Source organism: Bradyrhizobium sp. USDA 223, from assembly GCF_044909005.1.
GTDB classification, from domain to species: domain Bacteria; phylum Pseudomonadota; class Alphaproteobacteria; order Rhizobiales; family Xanthobacteraceae; genus Bradyrhizobium; species Bradyrhizobium yuanmingense.
Genome location: NZ_JBIYDR010000001.1, coordinates 3280708 through 3295963, shown reverse-complemented (window position 1 = coordinate 3295963; position 15256 = coordinate 3280708). Strand labels below are relative to the sequence as shown.

Below are 15256 nucleotides of genomic sequence, written 5' to 3'. Positions count from 1 at the left end.
ATCAGCGGATATGCGATGCGGCTTCTGATCGTCGAGGACAATGCGGAGCTGTCGCGGCTCGTGGCTGGTGGGCTGGCCGCAGCCGGCTATGAGAGCGACATCGTGGGCAGCGCGGCCGAGGCGCGCGAGGCGGTGAACAGCGTCAGCTATGCCGCGATGATCCTCGACCTCGGCCTGCCCGACGGCGACGGCCTGTCGGTGCTGCGCGAGTTGCGTCACCAGATGGAGCCGCTGCCGGTTCTGGTGCTGACTGCGCGCGGCGGCTTGCAGGACCGTGTCACCGGCCTACGCAGCGGCGCCGATGATTATCTGGCAAAACCGTTTGCGATGGAGGAGCTGGTAGCGCGGCTGGAGGCCATCTTGCGCCGCCCCGGCCAGTTGCTCGGCCGCTCGCTCACTCTCGCCAACCTCGTCTATGACACCGAGAGCCGGCAGATCTTCGTCGACGACCAGCCGCGGATTATCTCCGCGCGCGAGACCTCGGTGCTCGAAATCCTGCTGCGCCGACAGGGGCGGGTGGTACCGAAGAAGAACGTCGAGGACCACATCTTCGGGCTCGACGGCGAGGTCGCCTCCAACGCGGTCGAGGTCTACGTGTCACGGTTGCGCAAGCAGCTGACCGAGCACGGCGCCAAGGTTGTGATCCATACTATCCGTGGCGTCGGCTATCTCATGACCGAGGAGAAATAACGTGCCCGCCGCGGGCCGTGCCGGATCGCTGACCTTCAAATCGCTGATCTCGCGCATCGTGTTCCTGCACATCGTCGCGGTCGCGGTGGTCGCGATCTTCCTGCCGCTGGTGTTGTTCTGGCTACTCAACTCCGAGATCGACCAGCTGCATCGCGATGCCATGCGCGCGCAGGCCGAGGTGCTGGCGGAGCGCATCGTCGCGCAGCCGGACGGCACGTTGACCTTCAACCTGCCCGACAGCCTCAAGGGTCTTTATTCGGACGCTTACGGCCGCTACCAGTTCGACATTCGCGATTCCGACGGAAGATCGCTGTTCTCCTCGCACCGGCGTTCCGCCGCTGCGGCGCCATCACGCTTCTCCGAGACCATCTCCGGCGCCGGCGTCACCCGGGACATTGCCGGCAGGACGGTGCGCATTCAAGTCGCCGAGGACCTCGCGCACCGCGACGTCATCATCGACGACATCATCTCGAACTTCTTCCGGCGGGTCGGCTGGATCACCATCCCCATCCTCCTGGTCCTGCTTGCCACCGACATCATCATCTTCCGCCGCGCGATCGCGCCGCTGTGGAAGGCATCGCAGGATGCCAGCAATATCGGCCCCGCGCGCACCGACATCCGGCTGCCGACGGCGCGGATTCCGCGCGAGATCGTGCCGCTGGTCACCGCCGTGAACCAGGCGCTCGACCGCCTCGAGGCCGGCTTTCGCGTGCAGCGGCAGTTCACGGCGGATGCCGCGCATCAATTGCGCACGCCGCTCGCAATCCTGCGCACGCGGATCGAGACGCTCGGCGACGGCGCCGAACGGCAGGCGCTGCATGCCGACATCGAGGCCATGAGCCGGATCGTCGCCCAGCTGCTGGAGATCGCCGAGCTCGACACCCTGGTGCTCGATCCCGGCGAGACCGCGGATTTGCGCGCCGTCTGTGCCGAGGTGGTCGGCTCGATCGCCCCGTTCGCGATTGCCCAACGCAAGGACATCGCGCTGAAGGGCACCGACGCGCCGGTCCTGATCCACGGCAATTCGGAGATGCTGCAGCGCGCGGTGTTCAATCTTGCCGAAAACGCCATCAAGTTCACGGCGGAGGGCACCACCGTCGAGGCCGAGGTGGGGGAGGACGGTTCGGTGCGCGTGCGCGATTCCGGCCCGGGGATTGCGGAGGCTGAGCGCGAGCTGATCTTCCAGCGCTTCTGGCGCGCCGACCGCCGGCGCAGTGACGGCGCGGGGCTAGGACTCTCGATCGTGCGCGCCGTGGCGGACGATCACGCCGCCACGGTCGCGGTGCAGAACCTCCCCGGCGGCGGTGCGGAGTTCACGCTGCGGTTTCGGCTGGCGAACAAAACTACCTCTTTACCCTCTCCCCTTGTTGTGCAGGGCAATCGCATATGACTTGTGGCGGCGATCTGCGCGCACGCCTCGTCCTTCGAGACGGCGCTGATGCGCCTCCTCAGGATGAGGCTAATCAGGGTCGGTGCCCGTTGAACGGCTGCCGCGCACTCCGTCCTCATCCTGAGGAGCCCGCCTAAAGCGGGCGTCTCGAAGGATGGCCGCAGCGAAGAACTTCAAATGCCTTAGTGCTGCCTAGTGGGAGAGGGTGGCGCGCCGCGTAGCGGCGAGACGGGTGGGGGGTTCTCTCCGCGAGTCTCACTCTCAATTGAATTCGCCGAGAGAGAGCCCTCATCCGGCGCTTCGCGCCACCTTCTCCCACAAGGGAGAAGGAAAGACGCGGAGCCGCTATTTCAGCTTGCCGGTGGACAGGTCCATGATCATGCGCGTCGTCAGATAAAGCCGCGGCACGATGCTGTCGATCTGCACATATTCGGCGTCGTTGGAGTGCGCGCCGAAGCTCGACAATCCCATGCCTTCCACCACCGCTCCCTTGGATTGCAGCGCGGCGAAAGCCGCGTCGGTGCCGCCGCCGATGGCCTTCTCGTCGACCTTGAGGGTCAGTCCGATCTCCCCATAGATCGTCTTGCCATAGGCCGCCACCCGGCGCGAGGCCTCGCTGGGTTCGAGCGGCGGGCGCCGCACCTCGAACTTCAGCTCGACCCTGGAATCGGGCAGCAGGCGATTCTTGATCTTGTCCTGCAGCGCCTTCTGCAACTCGTCGAAGTCGGACACCTTGAGGGCGCGCGCGTCGGCCTGGGCCGTCGCCTCGGCAGGGATCACATTACGGTTGGTCCCGGACTTGGACACCGTCCAGTTCAGCTTCAGGCCCTGCTCGGGCTTGGACAAGTCCTTCATCTGCAGCACCTGGTGCGAGAGCTCGTACAGCGCATTCACGCCGCCTTCGGGCCGTGCGCCGGCATGTGACGACTTGCCATGCACGGTGAGATAGGCCGAGCCGATGCCGCTGGTGGCGAGGCGCAGCGTGCCGTCGGTGCCGCCGCCTTCGAACGAGAACACCACGTCCTGATCCGATGCGAGCCTGGTGATGGTGCTGCGCCAGCCGGGCGAGGAGATCTCCTCGTCGCCGTTCGTGAGCACTGTGAGCGTGCCGTAATCCCTGAAGTTCAGCTTCTGCAGCAATGCCACGGTATGGAGAATGAGCGCGATGCCCTGCTTGTCGTCGGCGATGCCGAGCCCGTAGGCCTTGTCGCCGTCGATGCGGAACGGCTGGTCCTTCAGCATGCCCTTCAAGTACACCGTGTCCATGTGGGCAATCAGCATGATCTTCTTGGACCCCGTGCCCTTGAACACGGCGTGCACGGCCGGCCCGATCTTTTCGGGGGTGTCGTCGAGGCGATAGATGTCAGTCGGCTGCAGGATCTCCACCGTGCCGCCGAGTTGCTTGAGCTGACCGGCAATGCGCTCAGCGATCTGGTTCAGGCCTTCGATGTCCTTGCTGCCGGATTCGATGTTGACGAGATCGCGCAGCGTGTCGAGCAGCGGCTGCTGTTCCTTCTGCGCCAGCGCATGGACGTCGGCGACCGGCTCGGCCTGCACCAGCGTTGCGGCAGACAGCCAGAGTGAGGCGATCAACGTTCCAAAGAACGTGGAAGAGGGGTGCGATCGGGGCATGAGCGGCCATCCATGCGGGGTGGGGGGACGGCCGGTATGCCTCCGATTTCGCTGCTTGTCACGCGCCGAGGCGCGTCATGCGCCGCGATAGCGGAGCATGACGGCGAGCCTTGTTCCCGCTACTTCTGCGGTGGGCCGAGATCCAGCGGCGGCAGCTCGATCTGCGGCACCTCGATCTTGATCGTAGAGGGATCGATGTTCGTCTGCACGCCCTTGTAGTGCATCACCATCGATGGGAACGCGATCACGAGGCCGACCATGATGATCTGGATGACGACGAAGGGCACCGCACCCCAATAGATCTGGCCGGTGGTGACGGGGTCCATCCGCTTGCCGGTGACCCGATCGGTGTATCGCTCCTTCGGCGCGACGGACCGGAGATAGAACAGCGCGAATCCGAACGGCGGGTGCATGAACGAGGTCTGCATGTTGACGCCGAGAATGACGCCGAACCAGATCAGGTCGATGCCGAGCTTCTCGGCCGCCGGTCCCAGCAGCGGAATCACGATGAAGGCCAGCTCGAAGAAGTCGAGGAAGAAGGCCAGTACGAATACGAGCGCGTTGACGAAGATCAGGAAGCCGATCTGGCCGCCCGGCAGCGAGGTGAGCAGATGCTCGACCCAGACGTGACCGTTGACCCCGTAGAAGGTGAGCGAAAAGATGCGGGCGCCGACCAGGATGAACACGACGAAGGCCGACAGCTTGGCGGTCGATTCCGTGGCCTGCCGGATCAGGTCCCAGCTCAGCCGCCGCTTCACGGCACCTAGAATGAGGGCGCCGGCGGCACCCATCGCACCGCCTTCGGTCGGCGTGGCGATGCCGATGAAGATGGTGCCCAGCACCAGGAAGATCAGGAACAGCGGCGGCACCATGACGAAGGTGGTTTGCTGCGCCATCTTCGAGAGGAAACGGAATCCAGTCAGCTTGTCCACCACCCAGTTCAGCACGGCGACGGCGAATGCGAAGATGATGCCGTAGAACATGCTGAGCACGACGTAATCGGCGCCGCGAGTGGTTGAACTGCGCATCATGAACCATCCGAACGCGCAGCTCGCGAGGAACAGCACACCGAGCGAAACGAGGCCGCGATCGCCGTTGTCTTCGCGGAAGCCGATGGCGTCCTTCGGCAGGCCGGGCGTCGCCTTCGGCCAGATCATGCTGACGAGGAAAGCGTAGAGCGCGTAGAGGCCAGCGAGCACGAGGCCGGGGATGAAGGCGCCCTCGTACATGTCGCCCACGGACTTGCCGAGCTGGTCGGCCATCACGATCAGGACGAGGGAGGGTGGAATGATTTGCGCGAGCGTGCCGGAGGCGGCGATGACGCCGGCGGCCACGCGGCGATCATAGCCGTAGCGCAGCATGATCGGCAGCGAGATCAGGCCCATCGAGATCACGGATGCCGCGACCACGCCGGTGGTCGCAGCGAGCAGCGCGCCGACGAAGATCACGGCATAGGCGAGGCCGCCGCGGATCGTGCCGAACAGCTGGCCGATGGTGTCGAGCAGGTCCTCGGCCATGCCCGACCGCTCCAGCACCAATCCCATGAAGGTGAAGAAGGGGATCGCGAGCAGCGTGTCGTTGTTCATCACGCCATAGACGCGCTCCGGCAAGGCCTGGAGGAAGTCGGGGTGAAACTGGCCGAGCTCGACGCCGATGATGGCGAAGAACAGGCCGACGGCGCCGAGCGAGAATGCCGCCGGATAGCCGAGCAGCAGCATGACGACCAGCGACACGAACATGATGGGCGCCATATTGGCGATGATGAATGCGGTCATGGATTCCCCCCTACACCGTCGCCAACGGCTACTTCTTCTCGATCGCTTCGACGAGATGCTCGACTTCCGCTTCGAGCGCCGACACCTGTGATTCGTGCGGGTCCGGCATCAAGCCGCGCATCACTGCAATCCGCTTGATCAGCTCGGAGATGGCTTGCACCAGCAGGAACGCGAACCCGATCATGATCAGGGCTTTGGCGGGCCATTGCGGCAGGCCGCCGGCATTGCCGGATTGTTCGTTGATCTGGAAGGAGCGAAGGAAGAACGGCACTCCGGTAATGATCATGACGATACAGATCGGAGTGAGGAAGAACACGTGACCGACGACGTCGATGACGTTGCGCGCCTTCTTCGGCAGCGTGTTGTTCACGATGTCGATGCGAATGTGCTCATTGTCGAGCAGCGTCCAGGGCGAACAGAGCAGGAAGACGATGCTGAACAGCACCCATTGCAGCTCGAGCCACGAATTGGACGACGTGTCGAACGTCTTGCGGATGATCGCGTTGACTGCCGAGATGATAACGGCGAGCACGATCAGCCACGCAATACGCTTGCCGGTCCAGCGCGTGAACGCGTCGATTCTGCTGCTCAACTTAAGGAGCGCTTGCAACGATAGGTCCTCCCCCGATTGTGCCCCGGCCGTCTTGACTGCGCCGAGATGGCGCGTGGCTTGTCTCGCCGCGCAGGCATGAGGCCGCCGCACCAAACCAGCGGGCGTGCCGTCAGTCAATCGGAAGTTTGTTGATAGTTAAGGGGAATAAGGCCGGAACTGTACGGAGTTAGCCGCCCGTGACGCTCATGTGCCGGGAAACGCTCGGACGGTCGTGGCGGCGGTCGATGATGAAGTCGTGGCCCTTGGGTTTCAGGCCGATGGCGCGGTCGATCGCATCCGCAAGCAATAGATCGTCGCCGGATGCACGCAGAGGTTTGCGCAAATCGGAGGCATCCTCGTGGCCGAGGCAGGTGTGCAGCGTTCCGGTGCAGGTGATGCGCACACGGTTGCAGGATTCGCAGAAATTATGGGTCATCGGCGTGATGAAGCCGAGCTTGCCGCCGGTCTCGGCGACGCTGACATAGCGTGCCGGCCCGCCGGTGGTCTCGGCCAGATCCGTCAGCGTGAATTGCTGTGCGAGGCGGGCGCGCACCAGCGACAGCGGCAGATATTGGTCGATGCGGCCCGATCCGATCTCGCCCATCGGCATCACCTCGATCAGCGTCAGGCCCATCCCCTTGCCGTGGGCCCAGCGCATCAGCGAAGGCAGCTCGTCCTCGTTGAGGTTCTTCAGGGCGACGGCGTTGATCTTCACAGCAAGCCCTGCGGCGCGCGCGGCCTCGATGCCCTCCAGCACCTTGTCGATCTCGCCCCAGCGGGTGATCTCGCGAAACTTCTTGGGATCGAGGGTGTCGAGCGAGACGTTGATGCGGCGGACGCCGCAATCGGCGAGCTCCCGCGCGTGCTTCGCAAGCTGGGTGCCGTTGGTGGTCAGCGTCAGCTCGCTCAACGCGCCGCTCGACAGATGCCGCGACAACGAGCGCACCAGCGACATCACGTTGCGGCGGACCAAGGGCTCGCCGCCGGTGAGGCGCAGCTTCTTCACGCCCTTGGCGATGAAGGCGGTACAGAGCCGATCGAGCTCCTCCAGCGTCAGCAGGTCCGCCTTGGGCAGGAACGTCATGTCTTCCGACATACAGTAGAAGCAGCGCAGGTCGCAGCGGTCGGTAACGGAGACGCGCAAGTAGGTGATGGTCCGCCCGAACGGATCGGTCATCGCGCTCGACAGCGCGGCGCGGGGGCTCGCAGGAAGTCCGTTCATAGCAAATGCCTTGTCACTTTACGGCGACGGGGCGCACCTCTGCTTCAGCGGTGCGCTCGAAGCAATCTAAGCATCGGACGCGGTTAGGACAATCGGGTGGTATACGTGGGTGCGGCCCTGGCGTGGCCGCGCGTGGAATGCTGCGTCGGCTCGTCGGGTGTGGTTTGCAACCGGTTCCGCGCAAAGCCGGCGTCGGCCTCGGCCCGTTGGCAAGCCGAGATATGCTCGCGCCCATGGCGGCGCGGGGAAGGCCCTGTGGATAATCCTCGGGATGCCGGACTTTTCTGCTAAAAACTTTAGTTCTATCAATGTGTTGTCGTAATCTTTGCCGTCATTAGGCTGCTAACGGCCGCCGGCAGGTCGCGCATGTGGTGGATCAGGCGGTCCGGCTTGAGCTCGGCGATCGGCACGTCGGTGTAGCCGAAGCTGACCCCGATCACGGGCACGCCGGCCCGCCGGGCGACACCGACATCGGTTCCGGCATCGCCGACCATGATGCTGGCCTTCACGTCGCCGCCGGCCCGGGCCACGGTCTCGCGAAAAATGGTCGGATCGGGCTTCTGGACGCCAAAAGTGTCCGCCCCGCAGATCGCCGCGAAGCGGCGGCTGAGGTCGAGCTGGTCCAGCAGGCGCTTCGACAGCCATTCCAGCTTGTTGGTGCAGACCGCGAGGCGGTGACCTTGCGCCGAAAACTGGTCGAGCGCGGCCTCGAGACCCTCGAAGGGGCGGGATTCCACCGCGATATGGTCGGCGTAATAAGCGATGAAATTCGCGGTCATCCGGTCCATGTCCGCGGGCGTGACGGTGCGGCCCTCCGCTTCCAGCCCCCGCTCGATCAGCTTGCGGGCACCGGCGCCGATCATGTTGCGGGCCGAGGCCATCGGCACCGGCGGCAGGCCTTCGCGGTCGAGCACGTAATTGAGGGCCGTGATCAGGTCGGGCGCCGTATCCACCAGCGTGCCGTCGAGATCGAAGACGATGGTGTGAGGGGACGTCGTCTTGAAGGAGGTCATGATTCCCCAGCGCTACCGGCCCGGTCCTATCCGCGCAAGGGGCGGGCCCATAAGATCACCTTATAGGCCTGTTCCCAGACCCTGTTCTCCGGGGAAAAACGAGGCTACATAGGCGCCCGAAACCGGCCGGAATCGGCCGCATGTTCGAGACTACACAAGGCGGGCGCGCACGTGACCATGGACCAGTTGAAGCGGCAGGCTGCGGCGCGTGCGCTGGAGGAGGTGCGCGACGGCATGCAGCTCGGGCTCGGCACCGGCTCGACCGCCAAGCACTTCGTCGAGCTGCTCGGCGAGCGCGTTGCCGCCGGGCTCAAGGTGATCGGCGTGCCGACCTCCGAGGCGACTCGGGCCGATGCGGAACGCTGCGGCGTCAAGCTGACGACGCTGGACGAGATCGACCATCTCGACCTCACGATCGACGGCGCCGACGAGATCGATCCCGAGCTCAATCTGATCAAGGGCGGCGGCGGCGCGCTGTTGCGCGAGAAGATTGTGGCGGCCGCCTCGGACCGCATGATCGTGATTGCCGACGACAGCAAATGGGTGCCGACGCTCGGCAAATTTCCGCTGCCGGTCGAGGTCATCCCGTTCGGGCTCGGTGCGACGCGCCGCGCCATCGAAAAGGCATTTGCCGAATGCGGCGTTTCCGGGCAAATGGCGGTCCGCAAGGCCAAGGACGGCCACGTTTTCGTCACCGATGGCGGCCACTGGATCGTCGATGCCCAGCTCGGACGTATTACGGATCCTCCCGGTCTCGCCAAGGCGTTGAGCGCCATTCCCGGTGTGGTCGAGCACGGGCTGTTCATCGGCTTGGCCAGCTCGGCCGTTCTGGCGAGCGGCGGCGGAATCCAAGTGATTGAACGGCGCAAGCCGAAAGGAGACCAGGAATGAAGAACGTCATGAAATTCTTGCCGGCTGCGGCTCTCGCTGCGGGACTGGCCGTTTCGGCCGTCCCGGCCGTGGCGCAGCAGGCGGGCCAGAAGGCCCCCGCGGCGCCGGCCCAGCCGAAGGCTTCGCCCGCGGCGATCGCGGCGGCCAAGGAAATTCTGCAGATCAAGAACGCCGCCGCGATGTATGCGGGCGCGGTGCCGGGCATGGTCGAGAAGACCAAGGGCGCGCTGATCCAGCAGAACCTCAATTACCAGAAGGACCTCAACGAGGTGGCGCCGATCGTGGCCCAGCAGCTCAACGGCCGCCAGAACGAGATCGGCGAAGGCATGGCGCAGATTTATGCCAGCGAGTTCACCGAGCAGGAGCTGAAGGACCTCGTCGTTTTCTACAAGTCGCCCCTGGGTAAAAAGCTGATCGAGGCCGAGCCGCGCGCGATCGGGCAGAGCATGGCGTTCATGAACACCTGGGCCCAGGGCTTCTCGGAAACCGTGATGGGCGCCTTCCGTGCCGAGATGCGCAAGCGTGGCAAGGAGATCTGAGCGCACCTATCTGGAAGGTCGTTCCTGAAAAGGGGTCGGAGTGGACAATGGCTGATTTCGACGTCGACCTCTTCGTCATCGGTGGCGGCTCGGGCGGCGTACGTGCCGCCCGCATCGCGGCCGGCTACGGCGCCCGCGTCATGATCGCGGAAGAGTACCGCATGGGCGGCACCTGCGTGATCCGCGGCTGCGTGCCGAAGAAGCTGTTCGTGATCGGCTCGCATGTCCGTCAGGAGCTCGAGGACGCCGCCGGCTTCGGCTGGACCGTTCCGCCCGCGAGCTTCGACTGGCCGACGCTGATCGCCAACAAGGACAAGGAGATCGCGCGGCTGGAGGCGGCCTACACCGCCAATGTCGAGAAATCAGGCGCGCAGATCGTCAAGTGCCGCGCGGTGATCGAGAACAAGCACACCGTCCGCCTGCTCGAGAACGACAAGAAGGTCACGGCGAAGTACATCCTGATCGCCACCGGCGGCGCGCCCAATCATGGCGCGGCGATCCCCGGCATCGAGCACGTGATCTCCTCCAACGAGGCGTTTCATCTTGCGAGGCTGCCGAAGCGGATCGTGATCCAGGGCGGCGGCTATATCGCGCTGGAGTTCGCCGGCATCTTCGCCGGCTTCGGCTCCGATGTGACGGTGATCTATCGCGGCGACAACATTCTTCGCGGCTTCGACGAGGATGTCCGGACCCATGTCCGCGCCGAGATGGAGAAGCATGGCATCACCATCCTCACCGGCTGCACCGTGACCAAGGTCGACCGCCACGGCGAGGACTTCACCACGCATTTGTCGAACGGCTCGAGCCTCGCCTCCGACCAGGTGATGTTCGCGATCGGTCGCCATCCGAACGTCGCCAATCTCGGCCTGGAGAATGCCGGCGTCGCCATCAATCCCGCGAACGGCGGCATCGCCGTCGACCATTTCTCCAAGAGCTCGGTCGACAGCATCTATGCCATCGGCGACGTCACCCACCGCTTCAACCTGACGCCGGTCGCGATCCGCGAGGGCCATGCCTTCGCCGACACGGTGTTCGGCAAGCGCGAGGTGCAGGTCGATCACGCCAATATCCCGACGGCGGTGTTCTCGCAGCCGGAGGTCGGCACGGTCGGCCTGACGGAAACCGAGGCGCGCGCGCAATTCAGCCACGTCGACATCTACAAGACGACGTTCCGGCCCATCAAGGCGACGATGTCCGGGCGCGACACCCGCGTGCTGATGAAGCTCGTAGTCGACGGCGCGACCGATCGCGTGCTCGGCTGCCACATCGTCGGCGATGCCGCCGCCGAGATCACGCAGGCGGTCGCGATCGCGGTGAAGATGAAGGCGACCAAGGCCGATTTCGACGCGACCATCGCGCTGCATCCGACCGCGGCCGAAGAGCTCGTCACCATGCGCACCCCGACCGCACGGCACGTGCGGCAGGCGGCGGAGTAGAGGCGAGCGGCTCTGCTTAGTCTCCCGTCGCTCCGCGAGGAGGCGGGCAAGCATGCCCGTGATCCGCATGATGCGGTTCCGCACCTCCGTCCATTTTCCTGAGCAATGCGAGCTTGGAAGTTCCTGTCGGGAACACGCCATCGATCGGGTGCGGCCTTGCTCAATTGACTTAAATCAAGTGCGCAAGGTGCTGGAAGAGAATTGATTGCCTCCGGTGCCGCTGGCGCGAGCATTCAATTCTGAACACAGCAGTCGCCGGCACCTCACTACCCGGGAGGATGCTATGGTTCGATACAGTCTGATCGGCTTTGCGGCCGCGATCCTCGTTGCGGCCAGCCTTGTTCCTGATGATGCATTTGCACGCCGCGGTGGAGGTGGCGGCTTTCGCGGTGGGGGAGGTTTTCACGGCGGCGGCATGAGCGCGCGGGGCTTTCATGGTGGCGGCATGAGGGCAGCCCACGTTCGAGGCGGCGCCGTTCATGCAGGACGCATCCACGGTGGTCGGGGCTATCGAGTGGCCGGAGGTCCACGGCCTTCGCACCCAATAGCAGGACGTCCAGGCTATCCAGGTCGTCCAATCGCCGGCCGGCCGGGACGACCGATCGCGGGTTACCCGGGATACGGTGGCGGCTATTATCGGCCGGGTTGGGGTTACGGTGCTGCCGCTGTAGGCGCCGCCGCGGCCGCGGGAGCCTACGGGTACTACAACAATTACAACAGCGGTTGCTACTACGATGCCTACGGCAGCTACGTCTGCCCTGGTCAATATCCGTATCAGTATTGAGAGAAGCGAGGGAGCGGGGCGGCCGTGCCCCTCGCTCTCTCAGCGACCGCTGCGAATAGGGGCAATCTTCTTCGCGGTGCCTTCGCATTTGCCCGTCAGTCTTGCCCTGAGCCAAGCGTCCAAGAAGCTTCTCTCGCTTGCTGGCTCAGACGGGGCACGAGCGATACATGGCCTGCAGCGGGCCTCCACTAAGAAATATCGTTCGCCGCGTTAACCCGCCGCGTTGGGCTATCCAGCGACGCACCGGCCCCGGATACATCGAATAAATCATGCGCGTCGCGCCGGGGTTTGTCACGGGCTGTCCGCGATGCCCAATGTCCCAAGCGGCGTGAAACGCGAGTTCTGCACGTGAAGTGACGCAAATCCTGTTCGAGGGCAAGGTCGCCAAGACAATCGTGCAGGCAGATGCGCAGAAGCCGTCGACTGTTCCCTGAGCTCCATTTTGACAATCAGAACCGCAGGGAATTGATCTACATCAATTGGCGACAGGACATGAGCGGCTCAGTCGAGGGGCCAACTAGCAGCGCGCATCACGTAAGGAGGAAGGGGATGTGGGTCCTGATGTACGTCTTCTCCTACTCAGTCAGCCCCGCCGCCACCAGTGACAAGGCGGAATGGAGGCTCCTCCCAACCGTCGTGTTCCAGGAGTTCACGAGTGAGGAGCGATGCCGGAGGGCCAAGACTACACTTGAAGGCAGCTTGAGCGAGGCCGGAGCCAAGCTTAGAAGCGGTTTGGAAGATTTGAAGAGCCTAGGGAAAGCCGATCCAACGCAGATCATCATCGCATACAACGTCGAATGCCTTCCGAAGTAAACTTCGGCCATGGACCCGCCAGCGCAACAGCGGGAGGCGCGAAAGCATTCGGAAAAGAACCTGCCAATGTTCGTTGATGCAGCGGAGCGCGGCCAGGCCACGATCGATGATGACTGCCTGGTAGGGATGGCAGAGGCAACCTTGCGCATGCAGCACCCGCATCGGCAGATGGCATCCCGAACCTGTTCGCGAATGCGAGCGGATCGAGGCCCAGCGAGCGCAAGCCAACTCTGCGCGGTGAGGCCGAACGTTCACTTTTGGACCTTTGCCCGCAGGAGTTCGATGTAAGTTTGTCGGGCAGGTGGAAATGTAATCCATGCGATACCGTGTTTATCTTGTGCTCGCCGTGTCAGCCAGCATATTCACAATCGCAGCCGTTTCTGTCCTCGCCCTAAGCTTTTGATTGCCAACTAGCGTGCCCGACGCTCGCGACTATCGAAGAAGGGCCGTTCGAACTTCTGACCGCCGTCGCAGCGGAGGAGTCACGAGACACGACAAGAGGCAAATGACCGACATTTTGCTCAGCCCTCACGAGAAGCGCTTTCTTAGGCGCCTGGCTGCCGGGAAAACAGACGCGGAGATCGCTGTCCGGCTTGGAGGCAGCTGCAAGCAAATCGCAGAACAGCGAGCGCGATTGTTGGCGAAGCTCGGAATCACGGCTCCAGAGGAGATCGTCGACACAGCAAAGCGACTTGCGAGCTGGAGCACTTACAGAGGCGTTACGTAACTCGGGGCATCAGGCATCCTTGTCGCGCGGCCTGCTGCTCCAAGTACCAGTTCTGCGTCAGAAGGCCTCGGGCGCCTAACTGCGAGCCGCCTAGCCGTACAAATACCCGACCGGCTTGCCTTCCGTGCGCAGGGGACGCACGTCCTTTTGCGTAATGATCTGACCGGCAAGGCCGTCGATCTCGTCGCGCTGCGTCGCCGTCCAGCTGCGCAGCTCGTTCATTCCCTTGAGCAGGCCGAGGCGGAGGACCTGGGTGTTTTCGCCGGCGCCGATCAGGCTGATGGAATCCTTGCCCGCCGTCACCACGTCGCCGGCAGAGAGTTCAAAGCTCTCGCCGGACTTTTTCTTGAACTCGGCCGTGCCGCGAATGACGCGATAGATCACGACCTCGCCCTTGGCAAAGCAGGTCGCGTCCGCCGCGGCAGACGTGCTCTTCGGCAAGAGCGCGTGGCCACGCGGGTCGGTCGCGATGATGTGGCCGGTGACGAGACGCCCGCTCGGAATCTCGATGCCGATATCGCGCACGTAAACCGGCATCGCCGATCTGACAGGACCATCGGTGAGCGGCTTAAACAGCGCGTCGAGCGCCAGGGGATCCTGAAGCCAGAAGCCGGCATCGGCCGGGCGGTCATGCAGCGGATGGCTCCAGGCCACGCGCGGCGTTTCGTCCTCATTGATCTGATCCGGACCGACAATGGTCGGGTTCGGAAAGGTGGTGGGATCGGTGATGAAGGCTTCGAGGAATTTGCCGGAATAGCCCATCGAGATCGGATCGGGCACCACCGTCTGCGGCGTCTTCAAATTCTCTTCGGTCGACAGGCCCGACCAGGTGTAGAACAGCTGGCGATGCACGATCGCGCTTTGCAGCATCACCGCGCCCGGGCCGACATTGTACCAGCGGCCGTCATAGTCGAAGGTGAACGCGCCCGAGGTGACCAGCACAAGCTGAAAGCCGCCCGGCGGCAGATGCAAATGGAAGTCGGTAGGGCCGGTGTCGGGCCGATAGATCGGCAGATTGGTGGCGACCTCGTGCAGCAGGAAAGTTTCGTTGTTGGCGTGGAAGCCTTCGTTGGCGCGGTTGTAGAGCGCCTGCGGCCGGTAGGTCGCCTCGAAATTCGCATTCTTGTCGCGATCGATCGCCACGAAGTCCTGATCGTTGAGACGCAGCCGGGCGCCGTTCGGATGGGTGAGACCGGTGAATTTGATGTCTCCGGCAGCATGCACGTTCATGGCATTCTCCGATCTGAGGCCATTCATCCCGGAAGCCGAGCGCACGTGACTGGCCGCTCCTCATCGTGGCCGGGCAGGGACTTGGCCTGATGCTGTCTTGCGAATTTCAGGCCAGCCGGAGCGCAATGCGGCGCGCTGGTCCGCCGGCTGCACGCGACGCGCAAATAATCGAGATTGTACCTGAGGTTAGACAATAGGTGGCGCCGATCTCGCCCGACCTGTCCGGGCAAGCCGTCAGTGGGCGCAGCGGCTTGTCTTGTCTAATTTGTCGGCATGCCCTGCAAAAGCGCATGCAGCCGGCCCCCGCGACGGGCGCCCGGCACGGTTCAGTCGAATGATCGCGGAAGCGCCGGCTCGGGTTTGCCGGACGGGCTGCCTGCCCATTTCGCCATGTCCATGGCGCGCGCGTCGAAGCCTTCGCACCAGAGGCAGCTCGGCTCCGTGTGACCGTGGGCCGTCAGCATCGGGACAAGCGCATGGCCGCAGCCGTTGCAGGGTGTGGTGCGATTCATGCGCTTCTCC

General features: G+C 63.9%; 16 protein-coding genes and 1 pseudogene. 9 read left to right on the top strand and 8 right to left on the bottom strand.

Translation table 11 applies throughout. The features are described from left to right. The first annotated feature begins 15 nt into the window (after positions 1-15). Both ABIA40_RS15405 and ABIA40_RS15400 read left to right on the top strand, forming a co-directional pair. Positions 16-690 carry a response regulator transcription factor gene (locus ABIA40_RS15405; protein WP_157282346.1) on the top strand — a complete coding sequence of 225 codons (675 nt, stop codon included), beginning with the start codon at positions 16-18 and terminating at the stop codon, positions 688-690. Between the two features lies 1 nt (position 691). After that, on the top strand, positions 692-2080 hold the full coding sequence (locus ABIA40_RS15400) for an ATP-binding protein (RefSeq protein WP_404541842.1): 1389 nt from the start codon (positions 692-694) through the stop codon (positions 2078-2080). A gap of 345 nt (positions 2081-2425) precedes the next feature. Here the strand turns inward: ABIA40_RS15400 and ABIA40_RS15395 are convergent, their stop codons facing one another. From ABIA40_RS15395 to ABIA40_RS15375, 5 genes are all read right to left on the bottom strand, one after another. Continuing rightward, positions 2426-3712, bottom strand: coding sequence for a M20/M25/M40 family metallo-hydrolase (locus ABIA40_RS15395; protein ID WP_404541839.1), 1287 nt, complete (start codon positions 3710-3712; stop codon positions 2426-2428). Positions 3713-3831: 119 nt separating this feature from the next. Beyond that, positions 3832-5487 (bottom strand): TRAP transporter large permease subunit, encoded by a 1656-nt coding sequence (locus tag ABIA40_RS15390; protein ID WP_271547243.1) that lies wholly within the window; start codon positions 5485-5487, stop codon positions 3832-3834. A gap of 28 nt (positions 5488-5515) precedes the next feature. Next, on the bottom strand, positions 5516-6097 hold the full coding sequence (locus ABIA40_RS15385) for a TRAP transporter small permease subunit (RefSeq protein WP_271547242.1): 582 nt from the start codon (positions 6095-6097) through the stop codon (positions 5516-5518). Positions 6098-6266: 169 nt separating this feature from the next. Beyond that, a complete protein-coding gene (moaA, locus tag ABIA40_RS15380) occupies positions 6267-7301 on the bottom strand; it encodes a GTP 3',8-cyclase MoaA (RefSeq protein WP_271547241.1) in 1035 nt (344 codons plus the stop codon). A 305-nt stretch (positions 7302-7606) separates the two neighbouring features. Then, positions 7607-8314 carry an HAD family hydrolase gene (locus ABIA40_RS15375; RefSeq protein ID WP_271547240.1) on the bottom strand — a complete coding sequence of 236 codons (708 nt, stop codon included), beginning with the start codon at positions 8312-8314 and terminating at the stop codon, positions 7607-7609. A 171-nt stretch (positions 8315-8485) separates the two neighbouring features. Here ABIA40_RS15375 and rpiA point away from each other — a divergent pair, with 171 nt between their 5' ends. The 5 genes from rpiA (at position 8486) to ABIA40_RS15350 (ending at position 11964) form a co-directional block, all read left to right on the top strand. Then, entirely contained in the window at positions 8486-9205 is a 720-nt protein-coding gene (gene rpiA, locus ABIA40_RS15370; RefSeq protein ID WP_404541834.1) for a ribose-5-phosphate isomerase RpiA, read from the top strand. Then, on the top strand, positions 9202-9744 hold the full coding sequence (locus ABIA40_RS15365; RefSeq protein ID WP_404541832.1) for a DUF2059 domain-containing protein: 543 nt from the start codon (positions 9202-9204) through the stop codon (positions 9742-9744). The genes rpiA and ABIA40_RS15365 overlap by 4 nt, the downstream gene beginning before the upstream one ends. A 47-nt stretch (positions 9745-9791) precedes the next feature. Beyond that, a complete protein-coding gene (gor, locus tag ABIA40_RS15360) occupies positions 9792-11180 on the top strand; it encodes a glutathione-disulfide reductase (protein ID WP_157282339.1) in 1389 nt (462 codons plus the stop codon). A gap of 52 nt (positions 11181-11232) precedes the next feature. Beyond that, the gene (locus tag ABIA40_RS15355; protein WP_246732165.1) at positions 11233-11385 is read left to right on the top strand and encodes a hypothetical protein; all 153 of its coding nucleotides are present in this window, start codon (positions 11233-11235) and stop codon (positions 11383-11385) included. Between the two features lie 78 nt (positions 11386-11463). Beyond that, on the top strand, positions 11464-11964 hold the full coding sequence (locus ABIA40_RS15350) for a hypothetical protein (protein ID WP_271547237.1): 501 nt from the start codon (positions 11464-11466) through the stop codon (positions 11962-11964). Between the two features lie 145 nt (positions 11965-12109). Here the strand turns inward: ABIA40_RS15350 and ABIA40_RS15345 are convergent. Beyond that, a pseudogene (locus ABIA40_RS15345) lies at positions 12110-12385 on the bottom strand (hypothetical protein); the annotation flags it as partial. A 128-nt stretch (positions 12386-12513) separates the two neighbouring features. On the opposite strand from ABIA40_RS15345, the gene ABIA40_RS15340 reads away from it, so the two are divergent. Continuing rightward, positions 12514-12777 (top strand): hypothetical protein, encoded by a 264-nt coding sequence (locus ABIA40_RS15340; RefSeq protein WP_271547236.1) that lies wholly within the window; start codon positions 12514-12516, stop codon positions 12775-12777. Between the two features lie 505 nt (positions 12778-13282). Next, positions 13283-13504, top strand: coding sequence for a LuxR C-terminal-related transcriptional regulator (locus ABIA40_RS15335; protein ID WP_157282336.1), 222 nt, complete (start codon positions 13283-13285; stop codon positions 13502-13504). 90 nt (positions 13505-13594) lie between these two features. Here the strand turns inward: ABIA40_RS15335 and ABIA40_RS15330 are convergent, their stop codons facing one another. Together ABIA40_RS15330 and ABIA40_RS15325 are read right to left on the bottom strand one after the other, a co-directional pair. Further along, entirely contained in the window at positions 13595-14734 is a 1140-nt protein-coding gene (locus ABIA40_RS15330) for a hypothetical protein (RefSeq protein WP_404541828.1), read from the bottom strand. A gap of 326 nt (positions 14735-15060) precedes the next feature. Beyond that, positions 15061-15246: a hypothetical protein gene (locus ABIA40_RS15325; protein ID WP_128262302.1), complete on the bottom strand. Its 186-nt coding sequence runs from the start codon at positions 15244-15246 to the stop codon at positions 15061-15063. Between the last annotated feature and the right edge of the window lie 10 nt (positions 15247-15256).

Excerpts from the sequence above, each read along its gene's own strand:
- ABIA40_RS15365 (WP_404541832.1), top strand. The coding sequence starts at position 9,202 with ATGAAGAACGTCATGAAATTCTTGCCGGCTGCGGCTCTCGCTGCGGGA.
- ABIA40_RS15335 (WP_157282336.1), top strand. The coding sequence starts at position 13,283 with ATGACCGACATTTTGCTCAGCCCTCACGAGAAGCGCTTTCTTAGGCGC.
- ABIA40_RS15390 (WP_271547243.1), bottom strand. The coding sequence starts at position 5,487 with ATGACCGCATTCATCATCGCCAATATGGCGCCCATCATGTTCGTGTCG.
- ABIA40_RS15395 (WP_404541839.1), bottom strand. The coding sequence starts at position 3,712 with ATGCCCCGATCGCACCCCTCTTCCACGTTCTTTGGAACGTTGATCGCC.
- gor (WP_157282339.1), top strand. The coding sequence starts at position 9,792 with ATGGCTGATTTCGACGTCGACCTCTTCGTCATCGGTGGCGGCTCGGGC.
- ABIA40_RS15325 (WP_128262302.1), bottom strand. The coding sequence starts at position 15,246 with ATGAATCGCACCACACCCTGCAACGGCTGCGGCCATGCGCTTGTCCCG.
- ABIA40_RS15375 (WP_271547240.1), bottom strand. The coding sequence starts at position 8,314 with ATGACCTCCTTCAAGACGACGTCCCCTCACACCATCGTCTTCGATCTC.
- ABIA40_RS15350 (WP_271547237.1), top strand. The coding sequence starts at position 11,464 with ATGGTTCGATACAGTCTGATCGGCTTTGCGGCCGCGATCCTCGTTGCG.
- ABIA40_RS15405 (WP_157282346.1), top strand. The coding sequence starts at position 16 with ATGCGGCTTCTGATCGTCGAGGACAATGCGGAGCTGTCGCGGCTCGTG.
- ABIA40_RS15355 (WP_246732165.1), top strand. The coding sequence starts at position 11,233 with ATGCCCGTGATCCGCATGATGCGGTTCCGCACCTCCGTCCATTTTCCT.
- ABIA40_RS15330 (WP_404541828.1), bottom strand. The coding sequence starts at position 14,734 with ATGAACGTGCATGCTGCCGGAGACATCAAATTCACCGGTCTCACCCAT.
- ABIA40_RS15340 (WP_271547236.1), top strand. The coding sequence starts at position 12,514 with ATGTGGGTCCTGATGTACGTCTTCTCCTACTCAGTCAGCCCCGCCGCC.
- moaA (WP_271547241.1), bottom strand. The coding sequence starts at position 7,301 with ATGAACGGACTTCCTGCGAGCCCCCGCGCCGCGCTGTCGAGCGCGATG.